We start from the raw sequence: 20,564 nt of genomic DNA on the forward strand, positions 1-20,564 counted from the left end.
CATGAAGATGCCGACCGCGCACCGGATCGCGCTGCTGTTCAACGGGAACAAGATCTATGACCGCGACATCATCGCGGGCATCGCCGCCTACCTGAACACCACGCGCGTGTCGTGGGACCTGTTCCTGGAAGAGGATTTTCGCTGCCGCCTGCCCGGCATCGAGCGCTGGCAGGGCGACGGCATCATCGCCGATTTCGACGATCCCGCCGTCTGCGCGGCGCTGGCGCACAGCCGCCTGCCCGTGGTGGCCGTGGGCGGCTCGTATGCGCGGGAGGAAGACTACCCGGCCGGCATCCCGTACGTGGCGACCGACAATTTCAAGATCGTCAAGCTGGCCTATGAACACCTGGTGGTAGCGGGCTTGACGCGTTTCGCCTGTTTCAGCCTGCCCGAGGCTGACGTCAACCGCTGGGCGCAGGAGCGCGAGACGGCGTTTTGCGCCTTGATGGAGCGCGACCACATGCGCGCCGACGTGTACCGGGGCGTCGCCACCAGCGCGCCGTCCTGGGACGAAGCAGTGGAGCAGCAGATCGCCTGGCTCAACAGCCTGGAAAAACCCGTCGGCATCATCGCCGTCAGCGACGCGCGCGCGCGCCAGCTGCTGCAAGCGTGCATGCACGCGGGCATCGCCGTGCCGGAGCAAGTTGCCCTGATCGGTATCGACAACGACCCGCTGGCGCGCATGCTCACGCGCATTCCCTTGAGTTCCGTGATCCAGGGTACCGAGGAAATGGGCCGCACGGCCGCGCATCTGCTGCACCAGATGTTGAATGGCGCGCGTCTGTCCGGCACGCGCATCCTCGTGCCGCCGGCTGGCCTGAACGTGCTCGCCTCCACGCGCCACCAGCCTTTCCAGCATCCGCAGGTGATGCAGGCGCGCCACTTCATCCGCCAGTACGCCTGCCAGGGCATCAAGACGGAGCAGGTGGCCGATTACGTGGGCGTGTCGCGCTCTTCGCTCGAAGCGCACTTCCGCCACGAGCTGGGGCGCAGCGTGCACGACGAGATCCTGCATTTCAAGCTCGATGCGGCCAAGACCCTGCTGGCGCGCGGGCCGGGGCAGGTGGCCGAGGTGGCCGTGCGTTGCGGCTTTACCACGGTGCAGTACATGCATGCCGTCTTCAAGCGCGAACTCGGTTGCACGCCGCGCGAATTCCAGCAGCGCAGCCGGCCGCCGCCATGACGATTGTTACCTTGCACAATGCGCGCGGCATGCGCGTGGCCATCGATGTGCACGATGCCGGCGTGCGGGCCTGGTGGGCGCCCGACCGCTATGGCCGCCTGGCCGATGTGCTGGGCGCCGCGCCCCCTGCGGCGCGCTTGCCCACGGGCTGGCAGTGCACGCCGCCGGATGACGGCCACTTGCTGCTGCGCCTGGCGCAAGACGGCCTGTCGGTGCGCCTGGCCTACCGGCTTGACGACGATGGCAGCCTGCACCTCGACTGCGCCGCCACGGCCGAGACGGTTTCCCGTTTCGCGCTTGCCGCGCCGCGCTTCAATCTGCAGTGTCATCATGCCAGCGTGGGCGACCATGTGCTGCGCCTGGCCGCCGATCGCTACTGGCCCGGCGGCCACTCGTGCAGCGCTCCGCTTGACGTGGCGGGCAGCGCGTTCGACTTCCGCCAGCCAGCGCCGCTCGCCTCGCGCCTGGCCTGGCCCGCGCTGGTGCACTTGCCGGGATTTGGGCATGACTTTTACTGGACGGGCAGCGGACAGCTGCGCGAGGCGGCGCGGGTGGCCGATCCCGCTTCCGGCAGGGTCTTGCGTTTTTCCAGTACCCAGGACAGTTGCCATTTATATTCCGATGCGCGCTGTTTTTCCCTGCTGGCGCAGGGCGTGCAATTGCAGCCGGGACAGGTGATGCGCTTCAGCCTTGCCTACCGTTTGGGCGTGCAGGATATCGACGCGTTTGACATATCCGAACCGGTATCAATGATGTCAAATAAGTGATTGGTCAGATATGCGGGGCAGTTCTACCATGAGGTAGTTTTTCCCTCATTCATTTTTGTCCTGACCGACGCTGCGAACCTGCCCATGAACATACTCACCATCGATGCCGGCACCACCAATACGCGTACCTTGCTGTGGCGTGCAGGCGCCGTCGTCGCCCAGGCGCAGCTGGAAACGGGCGTGCGCAATACCGCCATCGATGGCCATAACGGCGCGCTGAAACAAGCGCTGCGCGACACCATCGCCAGCGTGCTGGCCAGCGCCGGCATCGCGCCGTCCGAGGTGGACCTGGCCCTGGCCTCGGGCATGATCAGTTCGCCCATGGGCGTGCGGGAAGTGCCGCATTTGCCGGCGCCCGCCGGCCTGGCCCAGCTGGCGCAAGGCATGCAGGCGGTGGACTTGCCCGACGTGCTGGCGCAGCCCCTGTGGCTGATTCCCGGCGTGCGCAACCAGCATGGCGCCGTCGGCCTGCACAACGTCGAGGCGATGGACATGATGCGCGGCGAAGAGACGGAAGTCGTCGCGCTGCTCGATCGCTTGCAGTTGCGCGGCGCGGCGACCCTGATCATGCCCGGTTCGCATACCAAACTGATCAGCGTGGACGAGCAGCGCCGCATCCTCGGCTGCAGCACCACCATCGCGGGCGAACTGCTGCAGGCGATCACGCAGCACACCCTGATCAAGCAATCGGTCGATGGCGGTTTTGCGCACACCCTGGTGCCGAAAATGCTGCTGGCCGGCGCGGCCGCAGCGCAAAAAACGGGGCTGGCGCGCGCCTGCTTCAGCGTGCGTACCCTGGGCCAGTTCAGTGCTGTCGAATGCAATGAGCGGGCCAATTTCCTGATGGGCGCCGTCCTCAGCGGCGACTTGCTGGCGCTGCGCAACAGCACGGCCATCCAGATGCGGCCCGATAGCCCGCTCGTCATTACCGGTAAACCCATGCTGCGCCAGGCGCTCGGGCTGCTGATCGAAGAACACGGATTTTTTTATGGCAAGCGCATCATCGTCGACGACCAGCAGCAAGACCATCTGGCCGGTCACGGTGCGCTGCTGATCGCCGCCGCGCGCGGCTTGATTTCCCCGCAGGAGACAGTATGAGCAGCAACAAGAACAAGCGTCCCTTGCGTTCGCAAGCGTGGTTTGGCGGCGACGACAAAGACAGTTTTATACACCGCAGCTGGATGAAGAACCAGGGCTATCCCAGCGACGCTTTCGATGGCCGTCCCGTCATCGGCATCTGCAATACCTGGTCCGAGCTGACGCCCTGCAATGGCCATTTCCGCGACCTGGCCGAAATGGTCAAGCGCGGCGTGCTCGAAGCGGGCGGCTTCCCCGTCGAATTTCCCGTCATGTCGCTGGGCGAGACGAATCTGCGCCCGACGGCCATGCTGTTCCGTAACCTGGCCAGCATGGATGTCGAGGAATCGATCCGCGCCAACCCGATCGACGGCGTGGTGCTGCTGACGGGCTGCGACAAGACCACCCCGGCCCTGCTGATGGGCGCGGCCAGCGTGGACTTGCCCACCATCGTGCTGTCGGGCGGCCCCATGCTGAACGGGAATTACCGGGGCAAGCCGATCGGTTCCGGCACGGACGTATGGAAGTTTTCCGAAGACGTGCGCGCCGGGCGCATGACGTCCGCCGAATTCAAGCAGGCCGAATCGTGCATGTCGCGCTCCGCCGGCCACTGCATGACCATGGGCACGGCGTCCACCATGGCCAGCATGGTCGAAGCGCTGGGCGTGACTCTGCCCGGCAACGCGGCCATTCCCGCCGTCGATGCGCGCCGCAAACTGCAGGCGCAGCTGACGGGCCGGCGCATCGTCGACATGGTGCATGAAGACCTGAAACTGTCGCAGATCCTCACGCGCGACGCGTTTGAAAACGCCATCATGGTCAACGGCGCCATCGGCGGCTCGACCAATGCCGTGATCCACCTGCTGGCCATTGCCGGGCGCATCGGCGTGGACATGCGCCTGGCCGACTGGGACCGCCTGGGCCGCGACATTCCCTGCCTGCTCAACCTGATGCCGTCGGGCCAGTACCTGATGGAAGATTTTTACTATGCGGGCGGCCTGCCCGTGATCATCCGCGACCTGCTGGGTAAATTGCACGGCGAGGCGCTCACCGTCACGGGCGCCAGCATGGCCGTCAACGTGGCCGAAGCGGAAAATTTCAATCCCGAAGTGATTACACCGCTGGCCCAGCCATTCAAGGACGAGGGCGGCATCGCCGTCCTGCAGGGCAACCTGGCCCCGCGCGGTGCCGTCATCAAGCCTTCCGCCGCCTCGCCCGAGCTGATGCAGCACCGTGGCCGCGCCGTCGTCTTCAACAGCATCGAGCACTATAAAAAGCGCGTCGACGATCCCGCGCTCGATATCGACGCCAGTTGCGTGATGGTGCTGCAAAATTGCGGCCCGCAAGGCTATCCGGGCATGGCGGAAGTGGGCAATATGGGACTGCCGAAAAAACTGCTGGAGCAGGGCGTGCGCGACATGGTGCGCATCTCGGACGCGCGCATGAGCGGCACGGCCTACGGCACGGTGGTGCTGCACGTGGCGCCGGAAGCGGCCGTGGGCGGGCCGCTGGCCCTGGTGCGCGATGGCGACATGATTGAACTGGACGTGGCGGGACGCCGCTTGCACCTGGACGTCGACGAGGCCGAGCTGGCGCGCCGGCGCGCAGAGTGGCGCGCACCCGAGCCGGCCATGAAGGGCGGCTACCAGTCCATGTACATCAAGCACGTGACGCAGGCCGACGAAGGCGCGGACCTGGACTTCCTCGTCGGTTGCCGGGGTTCCGCCGTGCCGCGCGAATCTCACTGAAAGAGGAAAAATGATGGGAACACGTGCCCAATTGCTGGTCGATGCGCAGAATTTTCTCGGCGAGGGCGTGCGCTGGTGCGAACGCAGCGGCCGCGTTTTCTGGACGAATATCGAAGGCTGCCAGCTGCATGCGCTGGTGCTGGCGACGGGCGAACGCCAAAGCTGGGACATGCCCGAGCGCCTGGCGTGCTTCGCGCTGACGGACAGCGACGACATCCTGCTGCTGGGACTGGCTTCGCGCCTGGCGTGGTTTGACGCGCGCAGCGGGGCCGTCACGCCCTTGCACACGGTGGAGGGAGACTTGCCCATGACGCGCCTGAACGATGGCCGCTGCGACCGCCAGGGACGCTTTGTCTTCGGCACGCTCGATGAACGCCCGTGCCGCGATGCCATCGCCAGCTTTTACCGCCTCAACCTGGACTTGAGCCTGGAGCGCCTGCCGCTGCCGCCCATCGCCATCTCGAACAGCATCTGCTTCAGCATCGATGGCACGGCCATGTACTTCTGCGATTCGATGAAGAAGGCGATCTACCGCTGGGACGATTACCTGGGGGGCGACGCCAGCCGGGTGCGCGTGTTTGCCGTGCTCGATCCCGGCCCCGGCGCGGCCGATGGCGCCACCATCGATGCGCACGACCACTTGTGGAGCGCGCAATGGGGCGCGGGACGCGTATTGCGCTTCGCGCCGGACGGCAGCGTCGAGCGCTCGATCACCTTGCCCGTCTCGCAGCCCAGCTGCGTGAGTCTGGGCGGCCCGCACTACGACGAATTGTTCGTCACCACCGCGCAGGAAAGTTTGACGCCGGCCCAGCTGGCGGGCGAACCGCTGGCCGGGGGATTGTTTCATGCGCGCCAGGTGGACGTGCGCGGTTTGCCGGAAGTGCGCTTTGGCGCCCTGCCGGCCTGACAGGAGAGAGCAATGCAAAAACATACGATTTTCGAGGGCATTATCGAGCGGGGCATGGTCGGCATCGTGCGCGCCGGCTCGCCCGATGCGGCGCTGCGGATCGCCGAGGCCTGCATCGCCGGCGGCATCACGGCGCTGGAAGTGGCCTTCACCACGCCCGATACCCTGGGCGTGCTGCGCACCCTGCGCGAACGCCATGGAGACGACGTGCTGCTGGGCGCGGGCACGGTGCTCGATACGGAGACGGCGCGCGCCGCCATCCTGGCCGGCGCCCAGTTCATCATTTCGCCCAGCGTCAACGTGGACACCATCGCGCTGTGCCAGCGCTACCAGGTGCTGTCCATGCCGGGCGCGATGACGCCGACGGAAATCGTCACGGCCCTGCAGGCGGGCGCCGACATCGTCAAGGTCTTCCCCGCCGAGATGTTCGGTCCCGCGTACATCAAGGCCCTGCGTGCGCCCCTGCCGCAAGCGCCGCTGATGCCGACGGGCGGCGTCACGGTGGAGAACCTCAATGAATGGTTTGCCAGTGGCGCCGTGGCCGTGGGTATCGGCGGCAGCCTCAGTGGCCCGGGCGCCACGGGAGATTACGCGACCGTGACGGCGCGCGCGCAAGCTTTCGTGGCGAAGATGGCGGCCGTGCGGAGTTCTAGGTCTTCTGGATAGCTCCCTGCCCTGGATAATTCTGCTACGCTAGGCGGGCAATGTCGCACGCTTAACTACGACCAGAATATGCCCAACATCGCCCGCATCCTGCAAGACAGCCGCATCATCGCCATCGTCGGCATGTCCGACAAGCCCGAACGCGCCAGCCATGAAGTGGCAGATTACCTGCTGCAGCATGGCTACCGCGTGCTGCCCGTCAATCCTGCCCTCGCCGGCAAGGAAGTGCTGGGCCAGCGCGCCTATGCCACCCTGACGCAGGCTGCCGCTGCCGTGGCGCCGGCGCGCATCGATATCGTCGATTGCTTCCGCAAGTCCGAGGATATCCTGCCCGTCGCCGAGGAAGCCATCGCCGTCAAGGCAGGCTGTTTGTGGCTGCAGCTCGATATCATCAATGAGCAGGCGGCGCAGCTGGCGCGGGCGGCTGGCATGGACGTGGTGGTGGACCACTGCACAAAAATTGAGCACCGCAAGCTGGCGGTGGCGGCATGAAGGCGCGCACGCAATTTCGCGCCGGCCAGGGCTTCGAGCTGAACGAGGAATTCGCCGGCAAGCGCCTGCTGGGCGCCGCCACCAAGGCAGTGAACAAGAAGCTGACGCCAGCCCAGTGCAAGGCCCTGGACCGCGAGGAAACCGTGGCTCTGACGGCGCAGATCGCCGAGTGCCAGAGCATGCTGTATGCGCAGCACAAAAAGAAGGTGCTGCTGGTCCTGCAGGGCATGGATACGTCGGGCAAGGATGGCACGGTCAAGGCCATCTTCAGCAACATCAACCCGATGGGCATCCGCGCCGTGGCGTTCAAGGGCCCCACCGATATCGAACTGGCGCACGATTACCTGTGGAGGGTCCACCAGCACGTGCCCGTCAAGGGCGAGATCGCCATCTTCAACCGCAGCCATTACGAAGATGTGCTGATCACGCGCGTGCAGGACATGATCGACAAGGCCGAATGCCAGCGCCGCTACGCGCAGATCCGCGATTTCGAGCGCATGCTGAGCGAAACGGGCACCGTCATCCTGAAAGTCTTCCTGCATATCTCGAAGGACGAGCAACGGGGACGGCTGCAGGAGCGGCTTGACGATCCCGACCGCCAGTGGAAGTTCGATCCCAACGATATCGCCCAGCGCAAGAAGTGGGATGGCTACCAGCGCGCCTATGAAACGGCGATCCGCGAGACCGATGCCGAGCACGCGCCGTGGTACGTGGTGCCATCGAACTCCAAGACGCAACGCAATCTGGTGGTCGCGTCGCTGCTGCTGGAAACGCTGCAGGGCATGAAGCTGGAATACCCGGCGCCGGACCCGAAACTGTCGTCTTTCAAGGTCGAGTAGAGGTCAGGCCAGTTCTGCGCAGCGCCTGCGGAATCGGCCGCGCTGTGGCATAGTATCCCTCGTCGATAATTCAAACCAGACCGGAGATCCATATGCTGCAGTTGAAAGATCCTACCTTGTTGCGTCACCAGGCTTACGTGAATGGAGCCTGGGTCGATGCCGATGGTGGCCAGACGATTAATGTGAGCAATCCCGCCACCGGCGAGCATATCGGCACGGTGCCCCTGATGGGCGCCGCCGAGACGCGCCGCGCCATCGAGGCGGCCAATGCCGCCTGGCCCGCCTGGCGCAAGAAGACGGCCAAGGAACGCGCGGCCGTGCTGCGCCGCTGGCATGACCTGATCCTGGAAAACGCCGACGACCTGGCGCTGATCATGACCACCGAGCAGGGCAAGCCCTTGCCGGAAGCGAAGGGCGAAGTGCAGTTCGGCGCCTCGTTCATCGAGTGGTTTGCCGAAGAAGGCAAGCGCGTCGCGGGCGACACGCTGCAATCGCCGTGGCCGGACCGCCGCCTGGTCATCACCAAGGAGCCGATCGGCGTGTGCGCCGCCATCACGCCGTGGAACTTCCCCGCCGCCATGATCACGCGCAAGGTCGGCCCGGCCCTGGCCGCCGGCTGCCCGATGGTCCTGAAACCGGCGGAAGCGACACCGTTTTCCGCGCTGGCGCTGGCCGTGCTGGCCGAGCGCGCGGGCGTGCCTGCCGGCGTGTTCAGCATCGTCACGGGCGCGCCGAAAGACATCGGCGGCGAAATGACGTCGAACCCCATCGTGCGCAAGCTGACGTTTACGGGCTCGACCCAGGTGGGCCGTTTGCTGGCGGAGCAGTGCGCGCCGACGATCAAGAAACTGTCGCTGGAACTGGGCGGCAATGCGCCGTTCATCGTCTTCGACGACGCCGACCTCGATGCGGCTGTGGAAGGCGCCATCGCCTCGAAATACCGCAATGCGGGCCAGACGTGCGTGTGCGCCAACCGCCTGTACGTGCAGGACAGCGTGTATGACGCGTTTGCCGACAAGCTGGTGGCGGCAGTGGCCAAGCTGAAGGTGGGCAATGGCATCGAGGCGGGCGTCACGCAAGGTCCGCTGATCGACGCCAAGGCCGTCGCCAAGGTGGAAGAGCACGTGGCCGACGCGCTGGGCAAGGGCGGCCGCCTGCTGGCCGGCGGCAAGCGCCATGCGCTGGGCAACGGCTTCTTCGAGCCGACCATCATCGCCGACGTGACGAACGACATGCGCGTGGCCACCGAGGAAACCTTCGGCCCGCTGGCGCCGCTGTTCCGCTTCAAGACGGACGATGAAGTGATCGCCCTGGCCAACAACACGGAATTCGGCCTGGCTGCCTACTTCTATTCGCGCGACATCGGCCGCATCTGGAGAGTGGCCGAAGGCCTGGAAACGGGCATGGTTGGCGTCAACACGGGCCTGATCTCGAACGAAATCGCGCCCTTCGGCGGCGTCAAGCAATCGGGCCTGGGCCGTGAAGGATCGACCTATGGTATCGAGGACTACCTCGTCATTAAATACATCTGCATGGGCGGGATCTAAAGCAGCTTAACGTGAGCCGCGGCGCGCAGCCAACCTGTCCAGCATGCCCTTGACCGCTTCCATCTGCGTGCCGCTCTTGCGGTAGAAATCCGGGTCGATCGGATTGATGCTGGTGTAGCCCCAGAAATCCCAGCAGCCTTTCGGGTTGTACGGGTAGACGGGGCTCGGTTCGGCCTGCGGGTACAGCACGATGATCTTGTTGGCGTCCGCCACCTGGTTGTAGCCGGTGCTGGTATAGAAGCGGTCGCCGATGGCCTGCGTCGTTTGCAGGCAGCCGTGGAACACCACGTGCACGCGGCAGCTCTCGCTGTCGCAGGCTTTCGGGATGTAGGCGTAGCCCGTATTGTTCATGCTCGAGTACGCGTTCTGGATGAAGCTGCGCTGGTTGAAGGAGATCAGCTTGCCCGTCAGGGTGGTCGCCGACGGTTGCAGGTCCGGGTACAGGTGCTGCAGGATGTCGCGGGCCTGCGCATAGTCGCAGTCGTTGATGAAGGGCGACTCCGTCACGGCGCAAGGCTTGTCCTGATTGTTGTCCGTGATGATGGCATGGCCCGCGCCGACCGTATCGACGAAGCGGATCTGCGCCGCCGGCGTGCCTGCCAGTTGATAGAATTTTCCCACCTGTTCCACCACCGGCCGCGTCACGGTCTGGTCTTTCGTTCCGCTGAACAGATACACGCGCTGGCGTTTCAGGTTGGCCGTGTCGTCGATGAGACGGGCGCGCGCAAAATCGTTCGCCGCGCGCAGCAATTCGCTGGCCACGGGCGGCGCCACCTGCGCGCTGCCCGGATTCATGCAAGTGGTGAGCGCATTCGTCAGGTAGGGAATGTAGGGAAAGCGGCCCGGCTGGCCCGAGCAGAAATACGGGCCGCCTGCGATGATGCCGGCACCGGCCACCGTGGCCGAGTAGGCGACGGCAAACTGCGCCGCCATGAAGCCGCCCGAGGACAGGCCGGACACCGTGGTCTGGCTCAGGTCAGCCTGGTAGGCGGGCAGGGCGGGCACGTCCTTGGTCGCGGCGGGCTTGACGGCTTTGGCGGCCGTGGCGGCGTGTGCGCTTGCTGGCGCCAGGACGAGCAGGCTGGCGGCCAGCACGGTGGTGGTTAGTGTGGTCAGGTGCGCGGTCAGGTGCGGGAAGGACATGGTGACTCCACAAGGCAAGGGCAGGAAGGCCGAGCATAGGTAAAAAAACTGTGCGTTGGGCAAGTACTGCACGGTCGTTGATGTCGCTCAAGCTATCGCTGTTGTTGTTGCCCTCATGCGCGTGGGCGGCGTTTGACATAGAATGGTTTTTTCCGTTCAACCATGGTGCCCTTCATGTCCAAGACCCTTGCCCAGCTGTTTGCGCTGACCACCCTTGCCGCCAGTGCCAGCCTGGCCGTGCCGGTCCATGCCGCCGATACCGCGCCAGCGGCCTGTCCCGCCATTCTGAAACAGACCTTCAACCGCCTGCAGGATGAAGCGCCGCAAAACCTGTGCCAGTATGCGGGCAAGGTCGTGCTGGTGGTGAACACGGCCAGTTATTGCGGTTTTACCAACCAGTATGAAGGGCTGGAAGCGCTGTACGCGAAGTACGGCAGCAAGGGCCTGGTGGTGCTGGGTTTCCCGTCGAACGATTTCGGCAAGCAGGAGCCGGGCAACAGCAAGGAAATCGCCGATTTCTGCTACAACACCTATGGCGTGAAGTTCCCCATGTTTTCGAAGTCCGTCGTCTCCGGCCCTGCGCCGAACCCGCTGTACGTGGACCTGATCAAGCAGACGGGCAAGACACCGGCCTGGAATTTCCATAAATACCTGATCGACCGCCACGGCAAAGTGGTGGAAAGCTTCCCCAGCAAGGTGACGCCGGACGACAAGAAACTCGTTGGCGCGGTGGAAAAAGCGCTGGCGCTGTAAGTTGCCGACCTACAAGCAGGCTTGATCGCCTGCTTTTTTTTAATGCCGCGCTTGTCGTCTTGCCATCATTGTCCTAAGCTGGTTGTTCACGTTTGTCACAACAAAGGAGAACATCATGGCGTATGTCGATGGATTTGTGGTGCCCGTACCGAAAGCCAAGCTCGATGCCTACCTGGCCATGTCGCGCAGTTGCGGCGCCGTCTGGCGAGAGTACGGCGCGCTGGAATTTCGCGAATGCGTGGGCGACGATGTCAAGCCGGGCAAGCTGACCTCGTTCCCGCAGGCGGTGGACTTGCAGGATGGCGAAGTGGTGGTGTTTTCCTGGATCGTGTATGCGTCGCGCGCCAAACGCGATGAAATCAACGACAAGGTCATGAAAGACCCGCGCCTGGCCGAGATGATGGATCCGGCCAAGCTGCCGTTCGATGGCAAGCGGATGATCTATGGCGGCTATGAAATGCAGGTTGACATCAAGTAATCAGTTTTGCGGGCATCGCCCCGCGCAGCGCATTGCATACGACGATCGCTTCGGCCCGCGCCAGCATGGCGCGCGTGATGATGGTTTCTTGCGCGTTCCAGGCGGGGTTGGCCAGCATGGCCGCGCGCTGCACGCCGGGCAGCAGGCCGCAGGACAGGGGCGGCGTGTGCCAGCGGCCGTCCAGTTGCACGAAGACATTGCTGCGCCCGCCCTCGGTCAGCTCGCCCCGTTCGTTAAAAAACAGCATGTCGAAGCCGCCTTGCGCCTCGGCCGCGCGCCAGGCCGCGTCATAGCGCGCGCGCACGCTGCTCTTGTGGCGCAGGAACAGGTCGTCCGCTGTGGTGGCGTCGGGCGCCAGCATGACCTTCACGGTGTCCGGCAAGGCGCTGAGCGCGCCGCTTTGCGTCGTCAACCGGCCATCCTGGCGCAGCGCCAGGCGCAGGCGGAAGGGCGCATCGTCGGGCCGTGCCGCGCAAGCCGCCTGCAGTGCCGCGCGGGCCGCATCGGCATCCCAGGCAAAATTAAAATAGGCGCAGGAGGCGGCCAGGCGCGCCAGGTGCCGCTCCTGCTGGCGGCAGCCATCGTTGCGGCTCGCATGCAGGGTCTCGAACAGTTCAAAGTCGTTCGTGAGGCCCGTGAGGAAGCGGGCCTTGAGCTGGCATTCCGCAAATTCATCGTGCGGCTCGCTGTCGAGCACGATGCCGGCGCCCACGCCCATCTCGCCGCGCCGGATGCCGCCAGGGCCAGCCGCTTGCAGGGCCAGCGTGCGGATCGGCACGGACAGGCAAAAGTCGCCCACGGCGTGCGCGGCGCCAGCGGCCGGTGGATCGAACCAGCCGATGGCGCCCGTATAGATGCCGCGCGGTGCCGGTTCCAGTTCGGCGATGATTTCCATGGTGCGGCGTTTCGGCGCGCCCGTGATCGAGCCGCACGGGTACAAGGCCTGGAAGATGTCGGCCAGGCTGGCGTCGGCGCGCAGACGCGCCTGCACGGTGGAGGTCATTTGCAGCACGCTGCTGTAGCGCGTCACTTCGAACAGGGCCGGCACCTGGACGGAACCCGTGACGGCGATGCGGCCGATGTCGTTGCGTAGCAGGTCCACGATCATCAGGTTTTCCGCGCGGTTCTTCGGATCATGGGCCAGGGCGGCGGCGCGGCGCGCGTTTTCTTCCACCTGTTCGGCTGGGGCGGCCGGCGCCGTGCCTTTCATGGGACGCGCCGTCAATTCGCCTTGCGCATGGCGCACGAACAGCTCCGGCGACAGCGACAGCAGGGCGCCGCCATCGGGCAGCATCAGCAGCGCGCCGTAGGGCACGGGCTGGCGCGCGCGCAGCCGCGCATACAGGGCCAGGGGCGAGCCGAAGGCGTCGAAGCGCAAACGATACGTGTAGTTGACCTGATAGGTGTCGCCGGCCACGATGTAGTCGTGGATGCGTTGCAGCGTCTGCGTAAATTCGGCTTGATCCACGTTCGCGCGGATAGCGGCCACGCCGGCCGGCGCGGCGTCCGCGTCGACGCGCGCATCCAGCCACTGCGCCACCTCGTCCTGCGACAGCTGCGTGCAATGGTCGAAGACGAGCACTTGCGCCAGCGGCGGCGCGTTGATGCCTGCCGCGCGCGGCGGCATGGCCAGCAAGTGCGCGCCCAGTTCGTAGCTGCACACGCTGACGGCGTACTGGCCGCGTTGCAAGGCCTCTTGCAGCCCTTCGAGCAGGGGCTGCCACTGCTCCCCCTCGGTGCACCGCAAGACTGCCGCCAGGCCCGTGTACAGGCGCGAACCGGCGCCGGGTGTGCTGGCGTCGTCGAGCAGGGCGAAACAGTCGATATGCATGGGACAGCCGCGGCGGTGACTTACCCCAGCAGCATGGCGATTTGCAGCGCCGCGTCCTGGGATGGATTGATCTTGAAGCCGCTCTTGGCGTAGCGGTGCCAGCGTCCGATGACGAAGCCGACGATCAGGGTGGCGCGCGCGGCCACTTCGCTTTCCTTGCCATGGCCTTCGGCGGCGGCCACGCGCAAGGCCTGCTTGAGCGCCAGTTCCACGCGGTCGTAGAACTGGTTCATGCGTACCTGCAGGCGCTCGTCCTCATTGACCAGCGCATCGCCGATCAATACGCGCGTCATGCCCGGATTGCTGATGGCGAAATTGAGCAGCATGCCGACGATGTCGCGCGTCTGCGTCATGCCGTCGCTGTGCTTTTCCGCGATCTGGTTGATCAGGCCGAAGACGCTCGACTCGATGAATTCGATCAGCCCTTCGAACATTTGCGCCTTGCTGGCGAAATGGCGGTACAGGGCCGCTTCCGACACGGTCAGTCTGGCCGCCAGTGCGGCAGTGGTGATCTTTTCGCCTTTCGGCTGCTCCAGCATTGCGGCGAGGGCCTGAAGAATTTGTAGCCTGCGTTGGCCCGGCGGTGTGCTTGCCATATTTTCTCTTGTCGTTAAAAAAAATGCTGTCTTGATGGGGCGTTCCGTCACCGCCGCTAGCGGTGCGGCTTGCGGCGTCAGCCGCAAGCCCAGGAGTCCCCTTCAGCGCAGACGGTGAAGGCGGCGTGCCAAATGCCGGACAGATTTTACTTTGACATCGACGTAAGCGGGGCGATTTAACGCTCTGGGCAGCTTCGCCACGCCGATCGGATCGGCCATTTTCAGGTATTGCGTGACCCAGGCCGTGCGCAAGCCCAGTCTTTTTGCGCCCTTCAGGTTGGCCAGGGTGTCTTCCACCAGGATGCAGCGGCCGGGCCGGATCTGGTGCTTGCGCATCAGTTTGCGCAGCATCAGGGTCGATGGCTTGGGCCGCAGCTGGCGGTGCACGTGCATCGCCTCGATGGCGACGTGGTGTGAAAAATGCCGGCGCAAGCCCAGGTGGCGCATCACGTCGCTGGAATAGCGCAGCGGCGCGTTGGTGAGTAAAATTTTACGGCCAGGCAGGCGTTTGAGTAAAGCCCCCAGCCCCCGCTCGGCGCGTATCATGGCGCGCAAATCGTCGAACGCGTGCGTCTCGTGCAAAAAATGCGCGGCCTGCACCTGATGGTGCTTGACCATGCCCAGCAAGGTGGCGCCATAGCGGCGCCAGTAGGCCGCGCGCGCCGCATTGACGATGGCGTCGTCGGCCGGCGTGACGCCATCGCCCAGTACGCGGGCAATATACGTGTTCATATTGGCCGTGATGGTGGGGAAGATGGCGTGCGAGGCATTGTGCAGCGTGTTGTCGAGGTCAAACAGCCAGACCGGCGACGAGCGGTTAAGATGGGACACAGGCACAGGCGTCTTTAGGCAAGATGATAAGCAAGATGAAAAATTCAACAATCAGGAAAACCATGCGAAGCCAGATTATAGTGATGTTTTGCGGATTATTCTTGCTGCCGTTGCCGGCAGCCTTGGCGGAAGCGGCGCCCGTGGCGCAAAACCGGGGCGCCCTGTTCAGGGTGCAGGACGCGGGCCACACCCTGTATCTGTTCGGTACCATCCACGTCGGCGCGCCCGATTTTTATCCGCTCGAACCGACCGTGACGCGGGCATTGGATGGCGCCGGGGCGCTGGCGCTGGAGATCGATCCGGGCGCCGATCCGCGCGCCGCCCTGGGCGCCGTGCTGAAATACGGCTTGGAGGCGCCGGGCAGCAAGGTGCCGGCCGACTGCCGCCAGACCCTGGCGCCGCGTCTGGCGCCGTTGTTGCAAAAATACGGTATTGCGCCCGAAGCGGTGGCGCCGATGAAGCCGTGGATGCTGGCCAGCATGCTGGCCATCGGCGAGTTTTCCACACTCGGCTACCGCTCCGACCTGGCGGTCGACAATTATCTGTCGCAGCAGGCCAGGGCGCGCAAGATCCCCGTTGTGGAACTCGAATCGATCGAAGGCCAGATGGCGCTGTTCGGCGCCATGTCGCCGCAGGATCAATGCCGCTTCCTGGAAGACGGCGTGGCGTCGATCGAAGAGCAGGAACAAAGCCAGGAAGCGCGCGAGATCGCCAACGCCTGGCGCACGGCCGACGCGGCCGCCTTCGACAAGCTGGCCGCCAAAGCGGCAACAGACCCCTCGTTTGCCGCGCAGTTCGTGCAAAAGGTGTTGCTGGATGGCCGCAACCCGGCCCTGGCCGACGGCATCGCCAACTTGCTTGCGCGCGAAAAATCCAGCCTGGCCGCCATCGGCGTGCTGCATCTGGTCGGATCAAAGAGCGTACCGGAGCTGCTGCGCAAGAAAGGTTTGAAGGTAGAGCGGGTGTATTGAAAGGCGGAGTAAATGCGGGCTACAGATAGCAGAGCAGATGGAAAAGTGTTCAGGGCAAGGCGGACTGACGAAGACAGTACGAATGTACGGCGAGGAAGGACAACGCCGCCATGGACATTTTTTCAGCTGCGGGGAGATATAGTTGGTGCCCTTGACGTGGATCGAACACGTGGCCTCTCCCTTACCAAGGGAGTGCTCTACCACTGAGCTACAAGGGCATAAAAAATCGGCGCTGGGTGAATTGCGCCGAATTATTTTTAGTGCGAACGGATCATAGTACCAAAAGCCTGCTCGGTCAACACTTCGAGCAATAATGAGTGTTCGATGCGGCCATCGATGATGTGCACCGTGTTCACGCCGGACTTGGCGGCGTCGAGCGCGGACGAGATCTTCGGCAGCATGCCGCCCGAGATCGTGCCATCGGCGAACATCTCGTCGATTTCACGCGCGGACAGGTCGGTCACCAGATTGCCCTGCTTGTCCTGGACGCCGGCGATGTTGGTCATCATGATCAGCTTTTCCGCTTTCAGGATTTCCGCGATCTTGCCGGCTACCACGTCGGCGTTGATGTTGTAAGCCTGGCCATCCTGGCCGAAACCGATCGGCGAAATGATGGGAATGAAGGCATCGTCCTGCAGCGCCTTGACGACGGCCGGGTTGATCGCGTCGATCTCGCCGACAAAGCCGATGTCGAGGAATTCGCCCGGATGTTCGCGGTCCGGCATCTGCATCTTGCGCGCGCGGATCAAGCCGCCATCCTTGCCCGTCAGGCCGACAGCCTGGCCGCCGTAATGGTTGATCAGCATGACGATATCCTGCTGCACTTCGCCGCCCAGCACCCACTCCACCACTTCCATGGTTTCTTCATCGGTGATGCGCATGCCTTGCACGAAGGTGCCTTGCTTGCCGATTTTTTTCAGCGCGTTGTCGATCTGCGGTCCGCCGCCGTGCACCACCACCGGGTTCATGCCGACCAGCTTGAGCAGGATGACGTCGCGCGCGAAGCCGTGCTTCAGGCGTTCGTCCGTCATGGCATTGCCACCGTATTTGATGACGATGGTCTTGCCATGGAAATTGCGGATGTAGGGAAGGGCCTCGGCCAGAATCTGCGCCTTGATTTGTGGCGACACCGCCGTCAAGTCGTCATTCATGTCCAGGTTCAAGTTAGCTAGTTGATTCATGGCGAGTCCGGAAAATAGATTTGTGCGATTTTACAGGGAAGAAGAAAATCCTGGAGGCATTATAGGGCGATCTTGTTGTATTTTCCCTGATGATCCTATAGTCTGGTCCGATATGTCCCCCAGCCAGCCCTTTTACTGCCAGTTACATCTGCGTCGCATCCCGCTGCAGCATGACACACACTTGCCAATTCAAACACAGCCATGAGCCAGTGCACTCTGTGTGGCGCCACCTTCGAGTGTGGCCAGACTGACCCGCAGGCCAGCGGACCATGCTGGTGCGTGGCCCTGCCGCCGGCCGTTCCCGTGCCCGGTAGCGCCGCCGTGGGCTGCTGGTGCCGCGCCTGCCTGCAACAGCGCATCGCGGCCCTGACGCCCCCGGCGGCAACGCCGGCCAGATAAACGCATCGGCGTACTTTTTCCTTTGCAAAAGACCTTGCGTTTTGTGGGGGAATACGTTCAGACTGCGATTTTTAAGAATTTCTTATAGGAAAGTTATGCGCTTCAGGGATATCCGCATCGGCGTGCGCATCAATGCCGGTTATGCCATTTTGATCGTGCTGATGCTGGTCGTCATCGTCCTGGCCGGTAGCCGCATCTATGCGATCCGCGCCGAGACCGACGATATCCTGCAGCGCGACTGGGTCGCCGCCAAGGCGACCAGCAAGATTCATAGCCTGGCGCGCGAAGCGGCCACGCGCATTGCCATCCTGCCCAGCCAGCACAAGCTGGCGCTGCGCCAGGCGAATCAGGAACGCCTGGAAGCGATCAAGCTGGCCATCGACGAACAGGTAGCGGTGCTCGACGGGCTCGATGCGCGGCCCGCCGAGAGGCGCCTGCTGGAGCAGATGCACCGCGCGCGCGCCGATTATTATGTCTCGCTCAAGGCCATGTTCGCGCTGGTCGAACGCGGCGACGGTACTGGCGCCGAGCAGGCCGTGCGGACGGTAACCTTGCCCGTGCTGGAAAAGGTGCTGCTGTACGTGGGCCAGCTCGACGACTTGCAGCAGCAGCAGATCCGCGACAGCGCGGCCAGGATACGCAACGATATCGATACGTCGCTGATCCTGATGGGCGGCATCGGGCTGGCAGCCCTGTTGATCGGCCTGGCCTTTGCCTGGTCGGCGCGCTCGATCACGCGTCCGCTGGGCGAGGCGGTGGCGATCGCCACGCGCGTGGCCAAAGGCGATTTCAGTTCCGTCATCGAAGTGACGTCGCGCGATGAGACGGGCGAATTGCTGCAGGCGCTGAAAAACATGAGTACCAACCTGGCCGTCGAGCAGGATCTGCGGCATGCCGTCGAAGTGGCCGAGGATGCGACCAAGATGAAGTCGGACTTCCTGGCCAATATGTCGCACGAGATCCGCACGCCGATGAACGGCATCATCGGCATGACCCACCTGGCGCTGCAGACGGAGCTCACCTCGACCCAGCGCAACTACCTGGAAAAGGTCGAGTCGGCGTCGAAGAACCTGCTGGCCATCATCGACGACATCCTCGATTTCTCGAAGATCGAGGCGGGCAAGATGGCCTTTGAAAAAGTCGATTTTTTCCTCGAGGACGTGCTGGCGCAGATCGCCGACCTGTCCGTGATGCGCGCGCAGGACAAGGGGCTCGAACTGCTGTTCGACATCGCCCCCGACGTGCCGAACGCCTTGCAGGGCGATCCGCTGCGCCTGGGCCAGGTGCTGATCAACCTGACCAACAATGCCATCAAATTTACGGACAAGGGCGAAATCGTCGTCACCATCCGCTTGCAGCAGCTGGAAGAACATGCGGCGGTGCTGCGTGTCGATGTGCGCGACACGGGCATCGGCCTGACGCCGCCCCAGCGCAGCAAATTGTTCCAGGCATTTACCCAGGCCGACACGTCCACCACGCGCCACCATGGCGGCACCGGCCTGGGGCTGACCATCAGCAAGCGCCTGGTGGAAATGATGGAAGGCGACATTGACCTGGTCAGCGAAGCGGGCGTGGGCAGCACCTTTTTCTTTACGGCCCGCTTCGGCCTGGCCGCCGTGCCGCGCGACAGCCTGCCAGTGCCGCCGCAGTTTCAGGGTCTGCGCGTGCTGGTGGTCGATGATAACCCCAGCGCGCGTGAAATTTTCGTCAACATGCTGACGGCGCTCGGTTTCGATGCGCGTGCCGTGTCTGGCGGCGTGCTGGCCATCGGCGCCGTGGCGCAGGCGCGCACCGAAGGGCGTCCGTACGGGCTGGTGCTGATGGACTGGAAAATGCCGGGCATGAACGGCCTCGATACCCTGGCCGGCATTCGTGCCGATGCCGCCGGCATCGACGCGACGCCGGCCTGTATCATGGTCACGGCCTTCCATCGCGAAGCACTGCTGGAGGCGGCGCGTCAGCGCGACTTGCCGCTCGACGGTGTATTGAACAAGCCGGTCAGCGCTTCTACCCTGCTCGACCAGATATCGTTCGTGTTTGGCGGCGTGACAGGGCAGAGTCGCAAGACGCAGCGCCAGAGCAGCTACCGCGACGACGAACGCGCCCTGCGCGGCGCCTGGCTGCTGCTGGTGGAGGATAATGAGGTGAACCAGGAAGTGGCGCAGCATATTCTCAACGACGCCGGCATTCGTGTCGACATCGCGAGCAATGGCGCCATCGCGCTGGCGAAGATCGAGGAAAATGCCTATGACGGCGTGCTGATGGATTGCCAGATGCCGGTGATGGATGGCTACCAGGCCACGCGCAAGCTGCGCCAGGATCCCCGTTACTCGGATTTGCCCGTGATCGCCATGACGGCCAATGCCATGGTCGGCGACAAGGAAAAATGCCTGGACGCCGGCATGAACGATTTCATCGCCAAGCCGATCGACGTGGCGCAGCTGTTCGGTACCCTGGCGCGCTGGATCGCGCCGGCTGCACCGCAGGAAATGACGGTGGTGGTGGCGCAGCCGGAAGCGGAGCTGCCCGTGATCGCCGGCCTGAAAATGGCGGAGGCCATGCGGCGCGTGGGCGGCAATGCCGCGTTGATGCGAAAATTGCTGGATCGTTTTGTGGAAACCCAGTTCGACGCCATGCAGCGCATCGTTGCCGCCATCGAGAACAACCAGCTGGAAACGGCGATCCGCGAAGCGCATACCCTGAAGGGCCTGGCCGGCAATATCGGTGCCGGCGGCCTGGCCGACAGCGCGGCGCGGGTCGAGCATTTGCTCAGCCTGGGATCGCACGACGGCTTGCCGCAGGCGCTGGCGGCCTGCACCCTGGCGCTCGACGAACTGGTGCCGAAGATCGTGCTGGCAATGCAGTCGCGCGGCAATGTGCCCGAAGCGGGCGGCGCGGCGGTGGGGCAGGGGGCGCCGGTGGACCGTGCGCAGCTGGAAGCGGGCTTGCGCGAACTGTCGCAACTGCTGCAGCAGGACGATGCGCAGGCCGTCAAGCATCTCGACGGCATCGGTCCCGTGCTGGTCGCGGCCGGGCAGGCGGAACATGCGCGCCAGCTGAAGCGCATGCTGGGACAATACGATTTCGAAGGTGCGCTGGCGCAGCTGGGCGAGGTGGCCGATGCGCTGGAGCTGACACTGTGACAAGGATAACTATGC

19 protein-coding genes and 1 tRNA gene are annotated in these 20,564 nt (G+C 64.1%); 14 read left to right on the top strand and 6 right to left on the bottom strand.

All coding sequences use genetic code 11. The features are described 5' to 3' along the window. Nucleotide 1 precedes the first annotated feature (1 nt). From CLU91_RS16940 to gabD, 9 genes are all read left to right on the top strand, one after another. The gene (locus tag CLU91_RS16940; RefSeq protein WP_100875093.1) at nt 2-1,183 is read left to right on the top strand and encodes a XylR family transcriptional regulator; all 1,182 of its coding nucleotides are present in this window, start codon (nt 2-4) and stop codon (nt 1,181-1,183) included. Beyond that, on the top strand, nt 1,180-1,950 hold the full coding sequence (locus CLU91_RS16945) for an aldose epimerase family protein (protein WP_157814717.1): 771 nt from the start codon (nt 1,180-1,182) through the stop codon (nt 1,948-1,950). The genes CLU91_RS16940 and CLU91_RS16945 overlap by 4 nt, the downstream gene beginning before the upstream one ends. Nucleotides 1,951-2,034: 84 nt before the next feature. Beyond that, entirely contained in the window at nt 2,035-3,048 is a 1,014-nt protein-coding gene (locus CLU91_RS16950) for a 2-dehydro-3-deoxygalactonokinase (RefSeq protein ID WP_100875095.1), read from the top strand. Next, on the top strand, nt 3,045-4,775 hold the full coding sequence (gene araD, locus CLU91_RS16955) for an L-arabinonate dehydratase (RefSeq protein ID WP_100875096.1): 1,731 nt from the start codon (nt 3,045-3,047) through the stop codon (nt 4,773-4,775). The genes CLU91_RS16950 and araD overlap by 4 nt, the downstream gene beginning before the upstream one ends. 10 nt (nt 4,776-4,785) lie before the next feature. After that, complete coding sequence (locus tag CLU91_RS16960; RefSeq protein ID WP_232730780.1) at nt 4,786-5,682, top strand: SMP-30/gluconolactonase/LRE family protein; 897 nt, start codon at nt 4,786-4,788, stop codon at nt 5,680-5,682. Between the two features lie 12 nt (nt 5,683-5,694). Beyond that, nucleotides 5,695-6,348, top strand: a complete 654-nt coding sequence (locus CLU91_RS16965; RefSeq protein WP_100875098.1) for a bifunctional 2-keto-4-hydroxyglutarate aldolase/2-keto-3-deoxy-6-phosphogluconate aldolase — start codon at nt 5,695-5,697, stop codon at nt 6,346-6,348. Nucleotides 6,349-6,414: 66 nt separating this feature from the next. Continuing rightward, entirely contained in the window at nt 6,415-6,837 is a 423-nt protein-coding gene (locus CLU91_RS16970; protein WP_100875099.1) for a CoA-binding protein, read from the top strand. Further along, nucleotides 6,834-7,676, top strand: a complete 843-nt coding sequence (locus CLU91_RS16975; RefSeq protein ID WP_100875100.1) for a PPK2 family polyphosphate kinase — start codon at nt 6,834-6,836, stop codon at nt 7,674-7,676. Before CLU91_RS16970 ends, CLU91_RS16975 begins: the two co-directional genes overlap by 4 nt. Before the next feature lie 92 nt (nt 7,677-7,768). After that, nucleotides 7,769-9,223, top strand: coding sequence for an NADP-dependent succinate-semialdehyde dehydrogenase (gene gabD / locus CLU91_RS16980; protein WP_100875101.1), 1,455 nt, complete (start codon nt 7,769-7,771; stop codon nt 9,221-9,223). Nucleotides 9,224-9,229: 6 nt separating this feature from the next. On the opposite strand, the gene CLU91_RS16985 is transcribed toward gabD, so the two are convergent. Beyond that, nucleotides 9,230-10,366 (bottom strand): extracellular catalytic domain type 2 short-chain-length polyhydroxyalkanoate depolymerase, encoded by a 1,137-nt coding sequence (locus tag CLU91_RS16985; RefSeq protein WP_100875102.1) that lies wholly within the window; start codon nt 10,364-10,366, stop codon nt 9,230-9,232. Nucleotides 10,367-10,540: 174 nt separating this feature from the next. Here CLU91_RS16985 and CLU91_RS16990 point away from each other — a divergent pair, with 174 nt between their 5' ends. Continuing rightward, nucleotides 10,541-11,119 (top strand): glutathione peroxidase, encoded by a 579-nt coding sequence (locus CLU91_RS16990; protein ID WP_100876782.1) that lies wholly within the window; start codon nt 10,541-10,543, stop codon nt 11,117-11,119. Nucleotides 11,120-11,234: 115 nt separating this feature from the next. Continuing rightward, complete coding sequence (locus CLU91_RS16995; protein WP_100875103.1) at nt 11,235-11,597, top strand: DUF1428 domain-containing protein; 363 nt, start codon at nt 11,235-11,237, stop codon at nt 11,595-11,597. On the opposite strand, the gene pabB is transcribed toward CLU91_RS16995, so the two are convergent. The 3 genes from pabB to CLU91_RS17010 all read right to left on the bottom strand — a co-directional run bounded on the left by pabB (nt 11,590) and on the right by CLU91_RS17010 (nt 14,861). Then, entirely contained in the window at nt 11,590-13,428 is a 1,839-nt protein-coding gene (pabB, locus tag CLU91_RS17000) for an aminodeoxychorismate synthase component I (RefSeq protein WP_100875104.1), read from the bottom strand. The two genes, CLU91_RS16995 and pabB, sit on opposite strands and share 8 nt — an antisense overlap. Before the next feature lie 20 nt (nt 13,429-13,448). Then, the gene (gene slmA / locus CLU91_RS17005) at nt 13,449-14,024 is read right to left on the bottom strand and encodes a nucleoid occlusion factor SlmA (protein WP_100875105.1); all 576 of its coding nucleotides are present in this window, start codon (nt 14,022-14,024) and stop codon (nt 13,449-13,451) included. A gap of 102 nt (nt 14,025-14,126) precedes the next feature. After that, nucleotides 14,127-14,861, bottom strand: a complete 735-nt coding sequence (locus CLU91_RS17010) for a pyrimidine 5'-nucleotidase (RefSeq protein WP_100875106.1) — start codon at nt 14,859-14,861, stop codon at nt 14,127-14,129. A 95-nt stretch (nt 14,862-14,956) separates the two neighbouring features. Here CLU91_RS17010 and CLU91_RS17015 point away from each other — a divergent pair, with 95 nt between their 5' ends. After that, entirely contained in the window at nt 14,957-15,826 is an 870-nt protein-coding gene (locus CLU91_RS17015) for a TraB/GumN family protein (protein ID WP_332870894.1), read from the top strand. Nucleotides 15,827-15,969: 143 nt separating this feature from the next. Here CLU91_RS17015 and CLU91_RS17020 read toward each other — a convergent pair. After that, a tRNA-Thr gene (locus tag CLU91_RS17020) sits at nt 15,970-16,044 on the bottom strand. A gap of 39 nt (nt 16,045-16,083) precedes the next feature. Then, on the bottom strand, nt 16,084-16,977 hold the full coding sequence (gene argB, locus CLU91_RS17025) for an acetylglutamate kinase (RefSeq protein WP_010393729.1): 894 nt from the start codon (nt 16,975-16,977) through the stop codon (nt 16,084-16,086). Nucleotides 16,978-17,208: 231 nt separating this feature from the next. Between argB and CLU91_RS17030 the strand changes: the two genes are divergently transcribed. Together CLU91_RS17030 and CLU91_RS17035 are read left to right on the top strand one after the other, a co-directional pair. Then, a complete protein-coding gene (locus tag CLU91_RS17030) occupies nt 17,209-17,406 on the top strand; it encodes a cysteine-rich CWC family protein (protein WP_100875108.1) in 198 nt (65 codons plus the stop codon). A 95-nt stretch (nt 17,407-17,501) separates the two neighbouring features. Further along, entirely contained in the window at nt 17,502-20,549 is a 3,048-nt protein-coding gene (locus CLU91_RS17035) for a response regulator (protein ID WP_100875109.1), read from the top strand. Nucleotides 20,550-20,564 lie beyond the last annotated feature (15 nt).

Origin of the sequence: Janthinobacterium sp. 64 (genome assembly GCF_002813325.1) — a bacterium.
In the GTDB taxonomy this organism is placed as follows: domain Bacteria; phylum Pseudomonadota; class Gammaproteobacteria; order Burkholderiales; family Burkholderiaceae_D; genus Janthinobacterium.

What these genes read in the sequence shown, in the direction of transcription:
- CLU91_RS16940 (WP_100875093.1), top strand. Translation starts at nt 2, where the DNA reads ATGAAGATGCCGACCGCGCACCGGATCGCGCTGCTGTTCAACGGGAAC.
- CLU91_RS16945 (WP_157814717.1), top strand. Translation starts at nt 1,180, where the DNA reads ATGACGATTGTTACCTTGCACAATGCGCGCGGCATGCGCGTGGCCATC.
- CLU91_RS16950 (WP_100875095.1), top strand. Translation starts at nt 2,035, where the DNA reads ATGAACATACTCACCATCGATGCCGGCACCACCAATACGCGTACCTTG.
- araD (WP_100875096.1), top strand. Translation starts at nt 3,045, where the DNA reads ATGAGCAGCAACAAGAACAAGCGTCCCTTGCGTTCGCAAGCGTGGTTT.
- CLU91_RS16960 (WP_232730780.1), top strand. Translation starts at nt 4,786, where the DNA reads ATGATGGGAACACGTGCCCAATTGCTGGTCGATGCGCAGAATTTTCTC.
- CLU91_RS16965 (WP_100875098.1), top strand. Translation starts at nt 5,695, where the DNA reads ATGCAAAAACATACGATTTTCGAGGGCATTATCGAGCGGGGCATGGTC.
- CLU91_RS16970 (WP_100875099.1), top strand. Translation starts at nt 6,415, where the DNA reads ATGCCCAACATCGCCCGCATCCTGCAAGACAGCCGCATCATCGCCATC.
- CLU91_RS16975 (WP_100875100.1), top strand. Translation starts at nt 6,834, where the DNA reads ATGAAGGCGCGCACGCAATTTCGCGCCGGCCAGGGCTTCGAGCTGAAC.
- gabD (WP_100875101.1), top strand. Translation starts at nt 7,769, where the DNA reads ATGCTGCAGTTGAAAGATCCTACCTTGTTGCGTCACCAGGCTTACGTG.
- CLU91_RS16985 (WP_100875102.1), bottom strand. Translation starts at nt 10,366, where the DNA reads ATGTCCTTCCCGCACCTGACCGCGCACCTGACCACACTAACCACCACC.
- CLU91_RS16990 (WP_100876782.1), top strand. Translation starts at nt 10,541, where the DNA reads ATGTCCAAGACCCTTGCCCAGCTGTTTGCGCTGACCACCCTTGCCGCC.
- CLU91_RS16995 (WP_100875103.1), top strand. Translation starts at nt 11,235, where the DNA reads ATGGCGTATGTCGATGGATTTGTGGTGCCCGTACCGAAAGCCAAGCTC.
- pabB (WP_100875104.1), bottom strand. Translation starts at nt 13,428, where the DNA reads ATGCATATCGACTGTTTCGCCCTGCTCGACGACGCCAGCACACCCGGC.
- slmA (WP_100875105.1), bottom strand. Translation starts at nt 14,024, where the DNA reads ATGGCAAGCACACCGCCGGGCCAACGCAGGCTACAAATTCTTCAGGCC.
- argB (WP_010393729.1), bottom strand. Translation starts at nt 16,977, where the DNA reads ATGAATGACGACTTGACGGCGGTGTCGCCACAAATCAAGGCGCAGATT.
- CLU91_RS17030 (WP_100875108.1), top strand. Translation starts at nt 17,209, where the DNA reads ATGAGCCAGTGCACTCTGTGTGGCGCCACCTTCGAGTGTGGCCAGACT.
- CLU91_RS17035 (WP_100875109.1), top strand. Translation starts at nt 17,502, where the DNA reads ATGCGCTTCAGGGATATCCGCATCGGCGTGCGCATCAATGCCGGTTAT.